Source organism: Phyllobacterium calauticae, assembly GCF_019991125.1.
Taxonomy (GTDB): domain Bacteria; phylum Pseudomonadota; class Alphaproteobacteria; order Rhizobiales; family Rhizobiaceae; genus Phyllobacterium; species Phyllobacterium calauticae.
The window spans coordinates 189,058-207,943 of sequence record NZ_JAGENB010000001.1 but is presented as its reverse complement, the minus strand read 5'-3'; the positions used below and the strand labels follow the sequence as shown (position 1 = coordinate 207,943).

At 59.9% G+C, this 18,886-nt stretch carries 16 protein-coding genes; 5 read left to right on the top strand and 11 right to left on the bottom strand.

Going from position 1 to position 18,886, the window contains the following annotated elements:
- Positions 1–5 precede the first annotated feature (5 nt).
- The gene (locus J1W56_RS01225; protein WP_223611365.1) at positions 6–2,351 is read right to left on the bottom strand and encodes a PAS domain-containing sensor histidine kinase; all 2,346 of its coding nucleotides are present in this window, start codon (positions 2,349–2,351) and stop codon (positions 6–8) included.
- A gap of 301 nt (positions 2,352–2,652) precedes the next feature.
- Complete coding sequence (gene pepN / locus J1W56_RS01220; RefSeq protein ID WP_223611364.1) at positions 2,653–5,298, bottom strand: aminopeptidase N; 2,646 nt, start codon at positions 5,296–5,298, stop codon at positions 2,653–2,655.
- A 292-nt stretch (positions 5,299–5,590) separates the two neighbouring features.
- Here pepN and J1W56_RS01215 point away from each other — a divergent pair, with 292 nt between their 5' ends.
- Positions 5,591–6,505, top strand: coding sequence for a DMT family transporter (locus tag J1W56_RS01215; protein WP_223612367.1), 915 nt, complete (start codon positions 5,591–5,593; stop codon positions 6,503–6,505).
- A 2-nt stretch (positions 6,506–6,507) separates the two neighbouring features.
- Here J1W56_RS01215 and J1W56_RS01210 read toward each other — a convergent pair whose 3' ends face one another.
- The 3 genes from J1W56_RS01210 to J1W56_RS01200 all read right to left on the bottom strand — a co-directional run bounded on the left by J1W56_RS01210 (position 6,508) and on the right by J1W56_RS01200 (position 9,359).
- The gene (locus tag J1W56_RS01210) at positions 6,508–7,755 is read right to left on the bottom strand and encodes an MFS transporter (protein WP_223611363.1); all 1,248 of its coding nucleotides are present in this window, start codon (positions 7,753–7,755) and stop codon (positions 6,508–6,510) included.
- 102 nt (positions 7,756–7,857) lie between these two features.
- A complete protein-coding gene (locus J1W56_RS01205) occupies positions 7,858–8,688 on the bottom strand; it encodes a uracil-DNA glycosylase (RefSeq protein WP_223611362.1) in 831 nt (276 codons plus the stop codon).
- A gap of 71 nt (positions 8,689–8,759) precedes the next feature.
- A complete protein-coding gene (locus J1W56_RS01200; protein WP_223611361.1) occupies positions 8,760–9,359 on the bottom strand; it encodes a hypothetical protein in 600 nt (199 codons plus the stop codon).
- Positions 9,360–9,431: 72 nt separating this feature from the next.
- Between J1W56_RS01200 and J1W56_RS01195 the strand changes: the two genes are divergently transcribed.
- From J1W56_RS01195 to J1W56_RS01185, 3 genes are all read left to right on the top strand, one after another.
- Positions 9,432–9,671, top strand: a complete 240-nt coding sequence (locus tag J1W56_RS01195; RefSeq protein WP_223611360.1) for a hypothetical protein — start codon at positions 9,432–9,434, stop codon at positions 9,669–9,671.
- Between the two features lie 229 nt (positions 9,672–9,900).
- Positions 9,901–11,568, top strand: a complete 1,668-nt coding sequence (locus J1W56_RS01190) for an electron transfer flavoprotein-ubiquinone oxidoreductase (protein WP_223611359.1) — start codon at positions 9,901–9,903, stop codon at positions 11,566–11,568.
- Positions 11,569–11,662: 94 nt separating this feature from the next.
- Positions 11,663–11,968, top strand: a complete 306-nt coding sequence (locus tag J1W56_RS01185) for an NIPSNAP family protein (protein ID WP_223611358.1) — start codon at positions 11,663–11,665, stop codon at positions 11,966–11,968.
- Here the strand turns inward: J1W56_RS01185 and J1W56_RS01180 are convergent, their stop codons facing one another.
- Together J1W56_RS01180 and J1W56_RS01175 are read right to left on the bottom strand one after the other, a co-directional pair.
- Entirely contained in the window at positions 11,969–12,982 is a 1,014-nt protein-coding gene (locus tag J1W56_RS01180; RefSeq protein WP_223611357.1) for an endonuclease/exonuclease/phosphatase family protein, read from the bottom strand.
- 485 nt (positions 12,983–13,467) lie between these two features.
- A complete protein-coding gene (locus J1W56_RS01175; RefSeq protein WP_223611356.1) occupies positions 13,468–14,976 on the bottom strand; it encodes an AMP nucleosidase in 1,509 nt (502 codons plus the stop codon).
- A 170-nt stretch (positions 14,977–15,146) separates the two neighbouring features.
- On the opposite strand from J1W56_RS01175, the gene J1W56_RS01170 reads away from it, so the two are divergent.
- On the top strand, positions 15,147–15,848 hold the full coding sequence (locus J1W56_RS01170) for a glutathione S-transferase N-terminal domain-containing protein (RefSeq protein ID WP_223611355.1): 702 nt from the start codon (positions 15,147–15,149) through the stop codon (positions 15,846–15,848).
- 33 nt (positions 15,849–15,881) lie between these two features.
- On the opposite strand, the gene J1W56_RS01165 is transcribed toward J1W56_RS01170, so the two are convergent.
- The 4 genes from J1W56_RS01165 to J1W56_RS01150 form a co-directional block, all read right to left on the bottom strand.
- On the bottom strand, positions 15,882–16,286 hold the full coding sequence (locus J1W56_RS01165) for a GFA family protein (RefSeq protein WP_223611354.1): 405 nt from the start codon (positions 16,284–16,286) through the stop codon (positions 15,882–15,884).
- Between the two features lie 27 nt (positions 16,287–16,313).
- Complete coding sequence (locus tag J1W56_RS01160; protein ID WP_223611353.1) at positions 16,314–17,102, bottom strand: DUF899 domain-containing protein; 789 nt, start codon at positions 17,100–17,102, stop codon at positions 16,314–16,316.
- A 60-nt stretch (positions 17,103–17,162) separates the two neighbouring features.
- Positions 17,163–17,639, bottom strand: coding sequence for an SRPBCC family protein (locus J1W56_RS01155; protein WP_223611352.1), 477 nt, complete (start codon positions 17,637–17,639; stop codon positions 17,163–17,165).
- A 509-nt stretch (positions 17,640–18,148) separates the two neighbouring features.
- On the bottom strand, positions 18,149–18,496 hold the full coding sequence (locus J1W56_RS01150; protein ID WP_223611351.1) for a DUF2147 domain-containing protein: 348 nt from the start codon (positions 18,494–18,496) through the stop codon (positions 18,149–18,151).
- Positions 18,497–18,886 lie beyond the last annotated feature (390 nt).

Below are 18,886 nucleotides of genomic sequence, written 5' to 3'. Positions count from 1 at the left end.
GCGTTCTAAACCCGCCATTCCTCCCGCACCGGGCCGATGGTCCGGGTGGGGATGCGCACGGAGACGATGGTGCCGACGCCCTCGGTCGAGCGGATTTTCAGCGCGCCGCCATGCAGCTCGGTCAGCGAGCGGGAAATGGCAAGCCCAAGGCCCGAACCCGTATGGGTCTTGGTGAACTGGTTTTCCACCTGTTCGAACGGCTGGCCGATCTTCTTCAGCGCCGATTTCGGAATACCGCAGCCCGTATCCTCGATGGTGAATACCAGCGCGCCCGACACCTTGCGCGCCCGCACCGAGATGCGTCCGCCCGTATCGGTGAATTTCACCGCGTTCGACAGAAGGTTGATCAGGATCTGCTTGATCGCCCGCCGGTCGGCATTGAGCGTGACGCTGTCGGCGATTTTTGTTTCCACCTTCACGTCCTTGTTCAGCGCCTGCAGCGAGACGACGCGCACCGTCTCGTTGATCAGCGGGCAAAGGTCGATCTCTTCACGGTCGAGTGAGAAGTGACCGGCCTCGATCTTCGACATGTCGAGAATGTCATTGATCACGTTGAGCAGGTAATTGCCGCTGGTGTGGATGTCCTGCACATATTCCTCGTAGCGGTCTGAACCGAGCGGGCCGAACGTGCCGGAATGCATGATTTCGGAGAAGCCGATGATGGCGTTGAGCGGCGTGCGCAGTTCGTGCGACATGTTGGCGAGAAATTCGGATTTCGCCCGGTTGGCCGCCTCGGCGCGTTCCTTCTCCACCGCATATTTGCTGTTGAGTTCGGTGAGTTCGAGCGTGCGCTCGACTTCGGATTTGCGCGCAAGGCTGAGGTCGTGAATGGTCGCCATCAGGCGGCGCTCGCTGTCGACCAGCCGCTCTTCGTGCACCTTCAATTGGGTAATGTCCGTGCCCACCGACACCAGCCCGCCATCCTGCGTGCGCCGTTCATTGACCTGCAGCCAGCGGCCGTCGGCCAGCTGCCGTTCGAAGGTCAGCGCGCCGGCACGGCCATGTTCATTGGCCATGCGCTTTTCAAACGCAACGGCGCGGATGCGCGGCTCCAGTTCATCCCTGCCGATGCCGGGAAGCAGGCATTCATTGGCCAGGCCGGAATATTCGTTGAACTTGCTGTTGGACATGACGAGGCGATTGTCCGCATCCCAGAGAACGAAGGTTTCGGAAATGCTCTCGATGGCTTCGCGGATGCGCTGGTCGGCCTGTGCGGTCTGCTGGGCAAAGCGGTGCTGTTCGCTGACATCGACGGCAACGCCGACGAGATGCGTGTCGCCGACGGAGGCATCGGCAACCTGCGCGCGCACCCGCATCCAGACCCAGTGGCCCTCGGCGTGGCGCATGCGGAACACCCGGTCGATCTGGCTGATCTCGCCCGCTGCCACCTGGGCGGCCAGACCGTACAGCTTGTCGTCGTCCTCGTGGATGATGGATGAAATATCCCCCAGCGACAGGATCGCGTCATAGGCTTCATAGCCGAGCATTTCATACATGGACCGCGACCAGTAGACCCGGCCGCGCGCCATATCCCAATCCCACAGCCCGCAGCGTCCGCGTGCCAGCGCCGTATCCACCCGCGCCTGGGTGTGCTGGTAGAGCGCATCGGCATCCTGCGCCCGGGCCGACTGGCTGAAATAGGCATAGAGGACCACCAGCATGATCGCGGCGGTTCCGGCGAACAGCGTGACATTGACGGATATCATCCGCCGCCATTCGGCAAAGATCGCATCGACGGGATGCATGACGAAGACGGAATAGCCGCCGCTGCCGGTCCGGCTGAACGCGGCAAGGCCCGTCGTGCCGTTCATGCGCACTTCCATCACCCCGGCGCGCTCGCCGAACAGGAACAGCGGCTGGCCGTCGGTGACAAAGCTTTCCAGATTCTTGTCGCGCCAGCGGTCGCCGCCATCCGACGAGGCGACGATCTTCGATTCACCCGAGGCAATGGCGATCCACATGCCATGCGGGATGAGGTCGTTGGAACGCATCTCGGCGATGATGTTCTGCAGCTCGCCGCCGTCGAGTTTCTGGCCGGCCTTCATCCGGTTGTCGATGATGCTCGCCATGTGGTTCGCGGCCAGCGCCAGCGTGGCGCGGGCCGTCCGCTCCGTATCGTCGCGCCATGACAGGAGCGACATCGCACGGGCCGTTGCGAGGATGATGAGGAAAATAATGATCAGCGGCGGAATGGCACGGCGCAGGTAAGGCTCCGCCGCCAGCAGCTTGCCGTAGGCAGGGTCAGCGAGAAGTTTGATATGACCGGAAAGACGGGTGCGCCCCCGCGCAGTCTCCCGCTTTCCGGCATAATCCTTCCCCGTCGGCGCGCGATACGCGTCCGCATTTGCCATCGAATGGCCCCCTCAATTGCCCGTATAATCAGTGATTTGCTTCGCCACGCCGCACATCCGAAGCACCTGTAGTGAATCAAAACTGATTCGGTGTGTCCAGTCCTTTTGTTAAATATTTAGCAATCATTGTGGCAGCCATGAATCAGTTTTGCAGCCGATTCGACTAAGCCTTTGAAAAGACTCCACGTCCGGAAAAGGCCGGCGAGGGGTAAAACTATGCCCCGGCCGGTGGATAACCGGCCGGGGCATCAAAACGGGGAAGAGACAACCGAATCTTCAGGCAAAACCGGTGTGAAGCAGCTCAGGCGAGCGTCCTTTGAACGATGTCGCTGACGTCGGCGGAGAGGTCCTTGACCACGGCGATGGAGGCCAGGGCCTCGCGCGCATGCTCGCGCCGCACCGCCTCGAACGAGCGCCAGGAGCGCATGGCTGTCAGGAGCCGCGCCGCAAGCTGCGGGTTCTTCTTGTCGACGGTCAGGATGGTCTCGGCGAAGAATCTGTAACCCTCGCCATCGGCACGGTTGAAACCGGTCTGGTTGCCGCTGGAGAAGGCGCCGATCAGGCCGCGTGTCCGGTTAGGGTTGTCGAGCGAGAACAGCTTGTGAGTCATCAGATAGCGCACCCTGGCCAGGGCGCCTTCGCCCGGCTGGGTCGCCTGGACGATGAACCATTTGTCCATGACGAGGGCATCATTGCCGAAGCGGTCCTCGAATGCCTTGAGCGCATTCTTTGTCTGGGTGCTGTCGCCGAAGCGCTGGACGAGCACCGCCAGCGCCGCGACGCGGTCCGTCATGTTGTCCGCATGGCTGAATTGGGCCGCCGCGCGTTTCGGGCTGCCGTCGGCAGCGCTGAGATAATCGAGCAGCACATTGCGCAAGGCACGCCGTCCGGCGCTTGTCGCATCCGGCTTGAACGGGCCGCTGTGGTCGAGATCGTCATGCAGCTGATCGAATTTGGCGGCATGCGCTTCGGCGACGGCAAGAATGAACGCCTCGCGGCTGCCCAGAATCGCGTCGGGGTCGATATTGCTGCCGAGTTCCCGGGCGATATCGCTTTCCGACGGCAGGCCAAGGCACAGCGCCCGGAAAGCCTCGTCCAGATTGCTGTTGAAGGCGATTTCGCCGAGAAGCTTGATCGACGAGCTTTCAATGGTGGCGGACTTGCCGCCGCGCACGCGTTTGGCGTTGCTGGTCAGTTTCGCCGTCAGCAGCTGCGTCAGTGCCTGCCAGCGGTTGACGGCGTCGCCGTCGTGGCGGGCGAGGAACGTCAGATCGGAGCGGGTGAGCTCGCTGGTCATGGTGACCGGAGCGGAGAAACCGCGCAAGAGGGAGGGCACCGGCCGTTCGGTGATGCCGGAAAAGCTCAGCCGTTCCTTGCGCTTGAACAGGTGGATGACATCGCCCTTGACCGTTCCACCCTTGACGGATTTCGGCCTCAGCTCACGCCCCTTGGCGCCCAGCAGGGCAAACTGCACGGGAATGTGCATGGGCTTCTTCGATGATTGTCCGGGGGTGGCCTTCAGCGACTGTTCGATCTCGATTTCAAAGGTCTGCGTCGCCTGATCGTAATCATAGGTGATGGCGAGATTGGGCGTACCAGCCTGATCGTACCAGAGGGCAAACTGGCTCAAATCCTCGCCGGAGGCCTCCTCGAACACCTTGATGAAGTCCTCGATTGTCGCCGCATCGCCGTCATGGCGCTCGAAATACAGATCCATCCCCTTGCGGAAGAGGTCGGCGCCGAGAATGGTGCGGATCATGCGCACGACTTCCGAGCCCTTTTCATAGACGGTTGCCGTGTAGAAATTGTTGATCTCGCGGAACTGGCGCGGGCGCACGGGATGGGCGAGGGGGCCGGCATCTTCCGGGAACTGGTGGGCTTTGAGACCCTTGACCTCGGCGATGCGCTTGACGGCGCGCGAGCGCATGTCGGCGGAAAATTCGTGATCGCGGAAAACCGTCAGGCCTTCCTTCAGGCACAGCTGGAACCAGTCGCGGCAGGTGATGCGGTTGCCCGTCCAGTTGTGGAAATATTCGTGGGCGATCACCGCTTCGATGCCGGCATAGTCGATATCGGTCGCGGTCTCGTGGTCGGCAAGCACATATTTGTCGTTGAAGACGTTGAGCCCCTTGTTCTCCATCGCGCCCATGTTGAAGTCGGAGACAGCAACGACGTTGAAGACGTCGAGATCATATTCGCGGCCGAAAACATCCTCGTCCCACTTCATCGAACGCTTCAGCGCATCCATGGCGTAGAGCGCGCGCGGCTCCTTGCCGTGCTCGACATAGATGCCGAGATCGACGGGGCGGCCCGAGGCGGTGGTGAAACTGTCGGTGATGACCCCGAGATCGCCCGCCACAAGTGCAAAAAGGTAGGCAGGCTTGGGATGGGGATCGTGCCAGACGGCAAAATGCCGACCATCGGCCAGGACACCCTTTTCGCCCGGATTGCCGTTGGCCAGAAGCAGCGGCGCTTCCACGGCATCGGCTTCAACGCGCACCGTATAGACAGACAGGAGATCAGGGCGGTCGTAGAAATAGGTGATGCGGCGGAAGCCTTCCGCTTCGCACTGGGTGCAATATACCCCGCTTGAGCGGTAAAGGCCGGTCAACTGGCGATTGGTGGTCGGATTGACTTCCGTGGTGATCTGCAGCTTGAACGTGCCGCTCTCGGGCAGGGCGCTGATTTCAAGGCGATCGGGCGTTGCGACATAGGCATTGTCGCCCAATGCGACGCCGTCGATGCTGATGTCGATGAGTGTGAGTTCGTCGCCGTCAAGGACAAGCGGTGCATCGGTGGCAACGCCCGGCCGGCGTTCGATATGCAGTGTCGACTTGACGATGGTGCGCTCGGGATGGAGCGAGAATTCAAGGTGGGTTTCGGGAATAAGAAAATCGGTTGGCTTGTAATCTTCAAGATGAAAGATCTGGCCGGTATCGGTACGCATTGGGAAACTGTCCTTTTTGTGGTGCCGGACCGTAGCCGTGTTTGCCCCGGCATACAACAAAGCAGCCGGTTTTTTCCGCGTATGCTGTTGCTTTTGTTCACTTCCGTATGTGCTTGGAACATGCAACGTGATCGCATTGGTATCTGGAAGGATTCGTCAAAGTAACCTATACAGATATATCAATTCTGTTTCTCTCCGTTCGCTCCCTCAAGGAATACCAGTCGTGACAACTATCGTTCACCAGAAAGACGGTGGACCGCCCCTCACGGATAAGGTGCGCAGCACCAATGTCATGCTCGGAATTGGCCTCAAGGTCGCTTCGGTCTGCGTCTTCGTCTGCATGTCCAGCCTGCTGAAAGCGTCGGACGGTATCCCCGCAGGACAGCTGGTGTTCTTCCGCTCCTTCTTCGCCATCTTTCCGGTTGTCGTGTTCATCGCGTGGCAGGGCCAGCTGAACGTCGCGTTCAAGACCAATGAACCCTTCAGCCACTTCTGGCGCGGTTTTGTCGGCGTCAGCGCCATGAGTGCCAGTTTCTACGGCCTTACCAAGCTGCCGTTGCCGGAAGCGATTGCCCTCAGCTATGCCACGCCCCTGCTGACCGTATTGTGCAGCGCCGTGTTCCTGCGCGAGACCGTGCGGCTTTACCGCTGGAGCGCTGTGTTTGTCGGGCTCATCGGCGTGCTGATCATTCTCTGGCCGCGCATGACGTTCTTCACCGGTCAAAGCGAATTCGGCGGCGAAGAGGCAATCGGCGCGCTCGCCACCCTTTGCGGGGCAGGGCTTGCGGCCATCGCCATGCTCCTGGTGCGGCGGCTGGTCCAGACTGAACGCACCCCGACCATCGTCGTTTACTTCTCGATTGCCTCGAGCGTCATCGCGCTGGTCAGCCTGCCTTTCGGCTGGGTCTGGCCCACGCCGATGCAGGCGACTTTCCTGGTCATGGCCGGTATTGCCGGCGGCGTGGCGCAAATCCTTCTGACCGAGAGCTACCGGCACGCTGACATGTCGACCATCGCGCCGTTTGAATATACGTCGATGCTGCTCGGCCTGGTTATCGGCTACATGCTGTTCGGCGATATTCCGTCCAGCGAAATGATGACGGGTGCGGTCATCGTCATCAGCGCCGGCATCTTCATCATCTATCGCGAGCGCCAGCTCGGGCTTGCCCGGGCACGGGCGCGCAAGGCCTCGACGCCGCAGGGCTGACCCTAGTCGTCCTTGGCCGCGCTGATGGCCGGGTTGAGCTGCAGCGTTTCCGGCGTCTGCGGCCTGTCCGGCGCGCGGTAGACGAAGTCCGGCCGTTCCGACGGCACCTGCCGGGCCCGGCGCAGACTGCGCCAGAAGGCGTAGGAACCGTAGGCTGCGTAGCAGCCCGCCATGGTCATGAAGAAACCGGCGGGGCCGGTGACATCCATCAGCCGCCCGGCAATCTGCGGGCCGATCATGCTGCCGATGCCGTAGACGATCAGCAGCCCGCTCGAGACTTTGACGAATTCGCTCGGCTCGGCAAAATCATTGGCATGGGCGACGTTGAGCGAATAGATCGGAAACAGCACCGTGCCGAAGGCGAACATCAGGGAATAGATGACCCAGGGGGTAACAGGCTGCACGATGATCATGGTCACGGACAACAGGACACCGACAATACCGGCCACCACCATCACATAGCGCCGGTCGACAAAGTCGGAGATGCGCCCGATGGGATACTGGAAAATGGCGCCGCCGATCATGGCGCTGGCAATCATCGTGGCGATGTCGAAGGTGGAAAGACCGATTTCGCGGCCATAGATCGCTGACAGGAAATTCCATGCCCCCGCTATGATACCGGCAATCAGCGAGCCGATCATCGCCGCCGGCGATTTGCGGTAGAGGCCGGACAGGTCGAGCGAAACCTCGGTCAGCGGGCGCGGCGACTGGGCATTGGAAAGCCCGGTTGGCACGAGGGCTGCGGCATAGATCAGCGCACCGATCATGAACAGCGCCTGTGTCGCCGGGTTGCCGAACGGCAGGATGTATTGCCCGACCAGCAGGCCGATCATCGACACGATCATGTAGATTGAAAACACCATGCCGCGTGTGGCGTTGGTCACGCGCTCGTTCAGCCAGCTTTCAATCACCATGTAGCTGCCGGCCAGCGAGAAGCCGGCAAGCGCCCGGAACAGGGTCCAGGCCCACGGGTCGATGATGAGCCCATGTAGAAGCATCGACATGCTGAGCAGGGTCAGGAGAACGGCAAAGACGCGGACATGGCCGACGCGGCGCACCAGACGCGGAACGACAATGCACCCGCCGGTGAAGGCGAGGGCATAGCCCGTGCCAAGCCAGCCGACCGTGGTCGGCGACCAGCCTTCTATTCCTGCGCGCAACGGCAGCAGAATGCCTGCCAAACCGCCGGCGGTCAGCATCAGGAAGGTGCTGGTCAACAGTGCCGCAATCGGCAAGAGCTGGCGAAACATATGGGGACCCTGCGTTTCTGCACCGGAAAGTACAGGTTTCACCGGGCTTCAGAGCCGGAAATTACGACACTGTCATTCCAGTTTTGCGCCATGGCATATGAATTATTGCGTGAGGGCGCGCAACTGTATTTTGGCGGCAATGAAATCACGCCAGGCAAAGCGCTTCTGGGCTGAATTGCGCAGGAGATAGGCCGGATGCAGCGTCGGCATGACCGGGATGTCGATCCCCGCAGCCGTGCGGTGGGTTTTCCAGTTGCCGCGCAGCCGCAAAATGCCTTCCGGCGCATGCGTCAACGCCTTGGCGGCGGGGCCGCCGAGGGCAACCAGCAGTTTGGGGGCGGCAAGTTCGATCTGCCGTTCGAAGAAGGGGCGGCAGATCTCGGTTTCCAGCGGCGTCGGCGTGCGGTTGCCCGGCGGGCGCCAGGGAATGGTGTTGGCGATGTAGACGCCGGTGCGGTCAAGGCCGATGGCGCTGAGCATCCGGTCGAGTAACTGCCCCGAACGGCCGATGAACGGCACGCCTTCCAGATCCTCTTCGCGTCCCGGTGCCTCGCCGACGAACATGATGGGGGCGTGCGGATTGCCGTCGGCAAAGACCAGGTTCTTGGCAGTGAATTTCAGATTGCAGCCATCGAAGGATGCCAGCTGCTCACGCAACTGTTCAAGCGTGGTGGCGCTCGAGGCGAGCTGCCGTGCCAACGCAATCTTGGTGTCGTCGGGGACGGAGGTCTTGTTCAAGGCCGGCGCTGCCACCGGTTGCGGCTCCGGGCGTGGCCGCTCGGCCTGCGGTACTGCTTGGCGCGTTGCTGCGGGCGGCTGAACAGGCTTGCGTGCGGGCTCCACTGCGGCAAGGCGATCGACCGGCGCGTCTTCGAGCGGTGTGTCGGCACCGGCTTCGGCATAAAAGTGCAAGAGTTCACGCAGGTCGGGCAATGGCTGATCCTTGAACCCGGATTGGAGCGGGTCTCCCCTTCAAGTCGCAAATTGCGCGCGTGATTGCAAGGTCAGGTGGAGGGAATGCGCGGCTCCTGCACCAGATAAAAGATGCGCTTGGGCGTAAAATCACCGATGGGGAAATCCATGCTCACATTTGCCTTTGGATCTACCTTGCCATCATGAAACAGCATGCGGTCATAGGGCTCGAAATCATCGTCGTAGGCGGCAAACAGATTGGAATGAATCATGCCGGTCACATCACAGGGCTGGCAGAAGGACAGCCCGTCGCTATAGTCGCTCGGCTCCCCGAGCAATGACTGCAATTCGAAGAAAAACTCCTGCCACGGGCGGCCGCTGCCATTGATGGCCCGGATCTGCAGATGGAACAGCAGGCCGAAACCCTGTGGCACGAATCCTGGCTTCCCCACGCTGGCGTTGCGAATGACGAGCGTGACCGGAACGATATCATTCAGCTCTTCGGTGATGACGATCGGATCTTCGGTTGTACCGGTGCCACTGACCGAACGGATGCTGAACCCGCCCATTTCATCGGAAAAACTATAGGGCCCAACGGTCCATTTTTTCTGCTCCTGCGCCGCAGAATGGGTAAAAATCATGGTGACAGCCAGAACACTGCCCATTGTCCGGATCATCCAGAGTGATCTCATCCCGTCCCCGCTTGTTGGTTATCCCCGATCCACCAGCAGTTTTTTATGCGAGACATGTCAATGGAGGCGAGTATGAACGAAATGCGCAAAGGCGCAACTGGGTTGACCGGCCTGCGGATGGCGCGGTGCGCGGTTCGACACGCTCACCATGAGGAAGGTGGTTTGATTGCAGGGCTCATCTGCGATGTTGCAGAATGTGGCTCCCTGCAGCTCTCACTCTTCCTCATGGTGAGCATCCTGAGCTTGTCGAAGGGCGAACCACGCACAATGGCCCTGCAATCTCGCCTGAGAAACACCGGCAAATGCCCTTGATGTGACAGCCGTTATCCTGTTCCCGGGCCTTGGAAATTCCGCTGCACACAGGGCTAAAATATTGACGTTTACGTTAAGGTAAATTATAAATTGTGGAAATGGTCGTAGGATGAGGGCAATTGGCCGCATCTTGAATGGATGCTAGCCTCTGTCATACGGCTATTGTTGCGTTACAAATGGGAAAAACACAGGCGAAGTGTTTGCGGGGCATAGCATTCAGGAGGACTTCATGAGCGAGACAAACGAACTTCCAGAGCGGGAGAGCATGGAGTTTGATGTCGTGATTGTCGGCGGTGGCCCATCGGGCCTGTCAGCGGCGATCAGGCTCAAGCAGATCAATCCCGAACTGTCGGTCGTCGTGCTGGAAAAGGGCGGCGAGGTCGGTGCCCATATTCTTTCCGGCGCGGTCGTCGATCCCATCGGCGTCGACAAGCTCTTGCCCGGCTGGCGGGACGAGGAGGGACACCCCTTCAAGACACCCGTGACAGCGGATCATTTTCTGGTTCTGGGGCCGGCAGGCTCCGTCCGCCTGCCGAATTTCGCCATGCCGCCGCTGATGAACAATCACGGCAATTTCATTGTTTCGCTGGGCAATGTCTGCCGCTGGCTCGGCACCAAGGCGGAAGAACTGGGCGTCGAGATTTATCCCGGATTTGCCGGTTCCGAAGTTCTCTATGACGATAGCGGCGCGGTCATCGGTGTGGCCACCGGCGACATGGGCATCGAAAAGGACGGTTCACATGGTCCGGCCTATACGCGCGGCATGGCGCTGCTCGGCAAATACACGCTGATTGCCGAAGGCGCGCGCGGTTCGCTCGCCAAGCAGCTCATCAGCAAGTTCAAGCTCGATGAAGGCAAGGAACCGGCCAAGTTCGGTATCGGCCTGAAAGAGCTCTGGCAGATCGATCCGGCCAAGCACAAGCTGGGCCTGGTGCAGCATTCCTTCGGCTGGCCGCTCGACCTGAAGACGGGTGGCGGTTCGTTCCTCTATCACCTCGAGGACAATACGGTGGCCGTCGGCTTCGTCATGCACCTCAACTACAAGAACCCCTATCTGTCGCCGTTCGAGGAATTCCAGCGCTTCAAGACACATCCCGCCATTCGCGGCACGTTCGAGGGCGGCAAGCGCCTTGGCTATGGTGCGCGCGCCATTACCGAAGGCGGCTGGCAGTCGGTGCCGAAACTGTCCTTCCCCGGCGGCGTGCTGATCGGTTGCTCCGCCGGTTTCGTCAACGTGCCGCGCATCAAGGGATCGCACAATGCCATGCTTTCGGGCATGCTGGCGGCGGAACATGCGGCGGCGGCACTGGCTGCGGGACGGGCCAATGACGAACTCATCTCCTACGAAAACGCCTGGCGCACCAGCGAGATCGGCAAGGACCTGAAGCGGGTGCGCAACGTCAAGCCGATGTGGTCGAGACTCGGCACCGTCGGCGGCGTGGTTCTTGGCGGCATCGACATGTGGCTGAACACGATTTTCGGCGGCTGGTCGCCCTTCGGCACGTGGAAGCATGGCAAGTCCGACGCGGCGTCGCTGGAACCGGCGGCCAAGCACAAGCCGATCGCCTATCCCAAGCCCGATGGCGTCTTGACCTTCGACCGCCTGTCCTCGGTGTTCCTGTCCAATACCAACCACGAGGAAAACGAACCGGTCCACCTCATCGTCAAGGATGCAGCGCTGCAGAAATCGTCGGAACACGATGTCTTTGCGGGGCCATCGACGCGTTATTGCCCGGCGGGCGTTTATGAATGGGTCGAGGAAAGCACCGGACCGAAATTCGTGATCAACGCCCAGAACTGCGTTCACTGCAAGACCTGCGATATCAAGGACCCGAACCAGAACATCAACTGGGTGCCGCCGCAGGGCGGCGAGGGGCCGGTCTATACCAGCATGTGATGAAAAGCCCGGTTGATCCGGGCTTTTTTCCGATTGAGACCCGAGTGAAAGCTCTCGTTTTTGTCGATCAACCGACCTGTACCGGAGTTTACCCGTGATCACCTGCTATCTCAAATATGTCATCGATCCCTACAAGCTTGCCGAATTCGAGGACTATGGCCGCCGCTGGATCGCGCTCGTCACTCGCCTGGGCGGAAACCATCACGGCTATTTCCTGCCGAGCGAAGGGGCAAGCAACATCGCCTATGCGATGTTCAGCTTTCCCAGCCTTGCTGACTATGAAACATACCGGCAGCGCATGGCAAAAGACCCAGAATGCCAGGCGGTGTTTGAAATGGAAAAACACAATCGCAGCATCGTCAGCTACGAGCGCAGTTTCCTGAGGCCGGTATTCGAATAATCACTGCGTCAGCATCACGGTCTGCAGATCCGGACCGTCATCGGCCGCCGCATCGATTGCAAACCGCAGGAGCAGTGGCAGGTGATCCGAGCCGACAGGCGCGAGCGTTTCGACGCCTACGCCTGAGATGCGGCTTGATACGAGAATATGATCAAGCGGCAGGCCGATCCATCTGGCCGCTTTCGCCAGCGTGCCGTTGATCAGCCAGCTCGGGCGCAATCCATCCACCGGCATGGTTTTGCTTGCCGCCGCGATCTGGCGAACGGTTTGGCTCCATGGTGCCGCATTGAAGTCACCGGCGACAATCATCGGCCCCTGCAGCCGTTCGAAATAGGCACGCATTTCCTCAACATTATCGGGTTGCGCAAACGGCCAGGGCCAGTCCAGGTGCAGGGCGGCAACCAGTGCGGTGCGGCCGCCGAAATCAATCCGGGCGAGGCCGGCAAGGGCGTTGCCGATGCATTGCGGCGTCGTGCCCAGCGCAAAGGGGCGGCGGGAGAGGATGGCCACGCCACCGATGCGTTTGCTGCTGGGGCAGTAGAGATTGTAGGGATACCGCGCTTCGATCGCCGCGAGCTTCGCCCGCCAGCTGTCCGAAACCTCCTGCAGTGTGATGACGTCGGGGCTCTGCTGCGCAATCAGACGGATAACCTCCGTCTGGTCGGCATTGTCAAAGCGAAGGTTCAACTGCAGCAGCGTGTATTGCGGCTGGCCGGATGGCGTGGCGGCTTGCGGCGTCCCGGCTGATGCGGGCGCGGGAGCAGGGGCCAGTACGGTCGACAGGGCCATGACCGCCAGAATGATGGTCATCAGGCTTTCCCGCCACAACCCCATGAAAAGGGCTGGCAGTGCCGTGAGGATCATGAGCGCGGCGAGGTGCATGCGGAAGTGCGCGAATGCATCGAAAACCGGATGCACGGAACCGAAAAATCCGAGCACCAGCGGTACTGACAGCAGGACCGGTACAAGCACGGCCGCGAGCTTCACCCAGGATGATTTTGTCGTTGTTGTCATGGTCACGCATTAAACGGTCAATTGCGACGCAATCAAGATGCGGAATGTCAGATCGCGTTCTCCGCTCATTCAGCAACGAGCCATCGCCGCAACCTCCAAATGCACACCGTCTTCAACATTCAACTCTGCATGCGTTGCTGTTTTCGCGGGATTTGCAAAGGTGTCCATCACTCAGGCGTTTGAGAGTGAAGCAGCACGCACCGAGCCAGCCGGTACATCGGGAGGATGGGCCGCCCGACCATAGCAATGGCCTTGCTCTCAAAACTGGAGGTGAGGCGATGTGGTATCTGCCACTGAGCATCACACTGGAAGTGAAAAAAACCCGGAGCAGCTGGTCACTGATCCTCCGGGTTCAATTCACTATCTAGAAAAAGGAGGTGGGCGAAAGCCCATCTCCACTCCAGAAGAATACGGCATTTCGCCCTTGTTTCCAAGCACGATTTGCTGATTTTGGGTGCCGGTTTACCGATATAAAGCCCTTAACTCTACTGGAAGGCCATCTCGAAGAAGCTGCGCAACTTGCGCGAGTGCAGTTTTTCCGGCGGCATTTCCGCCAGTTTCTCCAGCGCACGGATACCGATCTGCAGATGCTGGGCGACTTGACGCTTGTAGAACTCCGTTGCCATGCCCGGCAGCTTCAATTCGCCATGCAGCGGCTTGTCGGAGACGCACAGCAGCGTTCCATAGGGTACGCGGAAGCGGAAGCCGTTGGCGGCAATGGTCGCCGACTCCATGTCGAGTGCAATGGCACGTGATTGCGACAGGCGCTTCACCGGTCCGCGCTGGTCGCGCAGTTCCCAGTTGCGGTTGTCGATGGTTGCAACCGTGCCCGTGCGCATGATGCGCTTCAGGTCATAGCCTTCAAGTCCCGTGACTTCGGCGACCGCCTGTTCGAGCGCCACCTGCACTTCAGCCAGCGCCGGGATCGGCACCCAGACCGGCAGGTCGTCATCGAGCACGTGATCCTCGCGCACATAGGCATGGGCCAGCACATAGTCGCCGAGCGCCTGCGTGTTGCGCAGACCGGCGCAGTGGCCGAGCATCAGCCACGCGTGCGGGCGCAGAACCGCGATGTGGTCCGTGATGGTCTTGGCGTTGGAGGGGCCGACGCCGATATTGACCATGGTGATGCCGGCATTGTCTTTCTTCGCCAGATGATAGGCAGGCATCTGCGGCAGCCGTCCAATCGGCACGCCCGAAGTCGGCGCGTCGTCACCGGCTTCGGTGATCAGGTTGCCCGGTTCGATGAACCGCTCGTAGCCGCCGCCACCCTCGGCCATCAGCCGCCGCGCCAGGGCGCAGAACTCATCGATGTAGAACTGATAGTTGGTAAAGAGGACATAGTTCTGGAAATGCACCGGGCGGGTCGCGGTATAGTGCGACAGGCGATGCAGGGAATAATCCACGCGCTGCGCCGTAAACGGCGACAGCGGCATGATCCCGTCAATATCGTCGGTCTCATATTCGCCATTGACGATCCGGTCATCCGTGGCGTTGAGATCGGGAACATCGAAGAGATCGCGCAGCGGGCGCTGGAAAGCATCGGCAACCGAGGATTCCACATAGGTGCCTTCAAGGAAGGCAAAGTGGATGGGGATCGGTGTCGTGGATTCCTGCACCGTAACCGGGCCGCCATGATTGCGGATCAGCAGTCTGATCTGTTCTTCCAGGTAGCTCTCGAAAAGATCGGGCCGGGTGATGTTGGCCGAATACTGGCCGGGTGCCGACACATGGCCGAAGGCAAGGCGGGAGTCGATCTGCGCATAGCTTGACGTGGACAGGCGCACTTCCGGATAGAAGGCGCGAAAATGCGTGTTGTTTTCCACTTCGCCCTTGGCGACCTTGTCGAAGCCATCGCGCAGAAACTGCGTGTTCCGCTCGTAAAGGGCGATCAGCGCCTGCACGGCGGCTTTCGCGTCGGTGAATTCTTCGGGTTCAACATGGGGCGGCATGCTGATGGCGACGGGTTTCTTTATTCCGATTCGATTGTTCATGCTCTTAATATAGTGAAATCGGATGTCAGTTGGGAGATGGCAAAAAGCCTGAAATTTCAATTCGGTTCAGGCCGCCTGCCAAAGCCGGCCGGAAATCGGCCACCGGCTATTGCGATCGGGCATCGGGCACTTATGTTTGACCGGATAGATTAAGCTCCCAGGAGATCGATATGACGACGCAGACCAAGCCGATTGAACTCTATTACTGGCCGACACCCAACGGCTGGAAAATTTCCATCATGCTGGAAGAGCTTGGGGTTCCCTACGATCTCAAGCTGGTCAATATCGGCAAGGGCGAACAATTCGAACCGTCATTCCTCAAGATCGCGCCCAACAATCGCATGCCTGCGATCATAGATCCGGAAGGGCCAGGCGGCGAACCGATCTCCGTGTTCGAATCCGGCGCCATCCTGCAATATCTCGGACGCAAGTTCGGCAAGTTCTATCCGCAGGACGAGCGCAAGCGCGTCGCCGTGGAGGAGTGGCTGTTCTGGCAGGTGGGCGGCCTCGGGCCCATGGCCGGGCAGGCGCATCATTTCCGGCAATATGCACCGGAAAAGATTGAATACGGCATCAACCGCTACACCAACGAGGTCAACCGTCTGTATGGTGTGATGAACCGGCGTCTGGAAGGCCGGGACTATCTTGCCGATGCCTATTCCATCGCCGATATGGCGTCGTTCGGCTGGGTTGTCTCCCACGCCAATCAGGGGCAGGATCTCAATGATTTTCCCAATCTCAAGCGCTGGTTTGAAGCCATAAGCGCCCGCCCTGCCGTTCAGCGGGGCAGGGATCTGGGCAAGGAAGCGCGCCGCAATCTCGCCGACGACAAGGAAGCGCAGAAAATCCTGTTCGGCCAACGGGCGCGCTGACAGGCGAGCCATTGTCAGGGGCAGGATCATCCCCTAGAGGTGCCGCGTCTCCGTCGGCACCTCTCCCCAGTTGTCGTGCAAGCCGTCCTGATGTTGCACAGGGGCTGCCAGCAGTTCTTCCAGCGAAAGGTCATCGAGAACGGACAGGTTGACGGCATAGAAGGGCCCGCCCATCACCTCCAGATTGCCCTGTCCGAACGGCTTGACGCCGCAGGTCCTGCAGAAGGAATGCGTGATGGTCTTGCTGCCGAACTGGTATTGCGTGAGATTGCCGGCGCCTGCGAGGATCTGTACGGCATCACCGCCGGTAAAGGCTTTCCAGAACCGCAGCTTGGCACAGAACGAGCAATTGCATTTGCTCGTGCCGGCATCGAGATCGATCGTGCATTCGAAACGCACGGTCTGGCAATGACAGCTGCCATGATAGGTTTTTTTCATCGGATATCTCCGCTGGGGTGATCGAAATCAGTGACAGCAGCTATCGTCGGCGGATTTGGCCGTGCCGGCATATTCGTCATGGCGCTTGACCCAGTTCTTGCCGAGACCGCCAAGATCGGGCGTGCCATCCCAGCCCTCCTGCCGGCCGAGCGGCGTCAGGTCGAGATAGTTGTAGGTGCCAAGCTGCAGGTCGCCGCCGCGTCCATAGCTTGAATAGGTGTGGTAAACCGTATCGCCGTCGCGCAGGAAGACACTGGTTCCCGGCTGTTCGCCCCGCATGAACCAGGGCATGCCCTTGCGCTCATATTCCTCGGCCGTGGTGTAATTGTAGATGGGCGGCGCGACCGTCTCGTCCAGTGTCACGTGGAAATCATAGTTGAAATCGCTGTCATGGGACGACACCCACGGGAAGGTCCAGCCCATGCGTCTTCTGTAAGCTTCGATTTCGGCGAGGGGCGCGCGCGAGACGGCCACCAGCGTGGTGTCGCGCGCGTGCAGATGCGCAAGATTGCCGATACTGTCGGCAAGGAAGGAGCAGCCGGGGCAGCCTTCGCCTTCGCCCGGTCCCAGCATGAAATGATAGACGATCAGCTGGCGGCGCCCCTCGAACAAATCGGACAGGCCGAGCTTGCCCTTCGGCCCCTCGAATACATAATCCATGTCGATCTGCACCATCGGAAGTGCACGGCGCTCGCGGTTCAGGGCATCGCGCTGTTTGGTGAAGGCCTTTTCCTTCAGCAGAAAGGCCTTTCTGGCCTTGTCCCACTCGGCGCGGGAAACAACCTTGCGGTCGTCAGGGTGTGCATGGGTGTTCATCGTTTCCTCCTTGATATTGGCTCAAGCGATAATCAGTCCATAAGCGGGGGCATGCGCTCCTCAGTGAAGGCGGCCCAGCGGCTCGACATAGGCCTCCAGCCGTTCCATGCATTCGGTCCAGCCATTCTCATGCGAATCCCGGTCGTCGGCGGAATCGAACGGTGCCTGATGGAAGACGAGCCGCGTGCGCTGTCCCTGCGCGCTCATTGTGACGGTTACCAATGTCTGCGGCCCGCGCAGGCCATCGCTATCCTCCCAGGCAAAGGTGAAGACGATCCGCTCCGGCTCGACGATCTGGGTGTAGCGGCCGACCATCCAGGCGTCCTCGCCGTCGGGAGAGCGGATGGACGAGCGATAGGCACCGCCCTCCCTGAAATCGATCTGGCAGTTCGGGCAGGTGAAATTCTTCGGGCCCCACCAGCGCACGACATGCTCCGGCTGTGACCAGACCTTGAAAACGAGCGCCACCGGCGCATCGACGATCCGGACGATTGTCAGTTCGCGATCATTGTCCCTGCGGGCCAGCGCTGCGGTCATGGTTCTTCTTCCTTCCCATTCCGAACCGATTATATCTAACTCATAGGTTAAATAACCTTTTGGTTTAATACACTCGGATTTTGCCAACGTCAACATTGCCGGGGCTTACTTTTTTGCGTCACACATTTTCCTTGGAAAGCGCCACATCCGGCATCAGTTTCCGCTCCGGCAAGGACCGCCTTGCGATTCACGATGCCGGAGACGCAGATGAGACATGTCAGGTCATATTACACGCCGCGCTGCACGTGTTGGGTCCATGCCGGTTGTTCCGGCCCTGTCGCTGTCGATCAGACCGGCGGGCGCAGCGAAGGAGCGGGATATCGAAGCCGTGTTCAAAGACCTGGAGAAGGCAAGCGGTGCACGCCTTGGGGTTTCGGTGCACGGTACGGGCAGCGGTAAGCGCATCGCAAGACGGCGCAACCCGGCCGGGCCGGCCATATCTGATGCAAGCAAACAAAAACCCCGCGAGAGCTCTAAGCTTTCACGGGGTTTGGCATGCCGTCTGAAAATTACTGGCGTGTCAGGCTTTCGCTCTTGCAGATGAGCCCGCCCAGCACGCAACCGGACAGGGACAGGGTGTTGCCGCTGACGCTGGCCTTGCCATTATAGGTTTTGCCCTCGTCGAGCTTGTTGACCTGTCCCTTGTAGGACCCGCCCTTGCCGGACATCTCGCCGATGGATTTGCCCTTGTACTCGCCGGTCAAGACCGTGCCGCAATACTTGTCGGCGCCGCAGGACGAGTACTGGATGAGCGTGCCGGTCGGCCGCTTCCACGTGCCGACGATCGGTTCCTCGGCCAGTGCCGGACCTGCCATCAATACAACGCCGGCGCATGCCAATAAGAGTTTGCGATTCATATGTTCCTCCCAATAAGGGTTGTGCGGCAAATGGGATCTCTCCGCGTCCATTTGCATGTCCCTTACGTAAACGTAATTCAAAAAAACCCTGAAAGGAAGCCTCATGCGCGCTCGCAGCCGGGGTTTTTTGCAGGCAGGCGTTGCGGAACGGCGAGGAGATTCCTGTGCGAATGGCTCTAAGCCCGGCAAAAAGAAGCTGTGCCTTGGTTAGCAAAGGCTTGAAATCGGACAGCGGCATTTTAAGCGAATTTGATCCAAATGCCTGCAATTGCTGGGGCGATATATTTAATGAATTCCGAAGTTTACCAGTTGTTTTTGTTTTGTTTGGCTCCAGTTAATCATGCCCCTTAACAGCAATTTGAGGGCTGTGTGGCATTCTCGAAAACATCG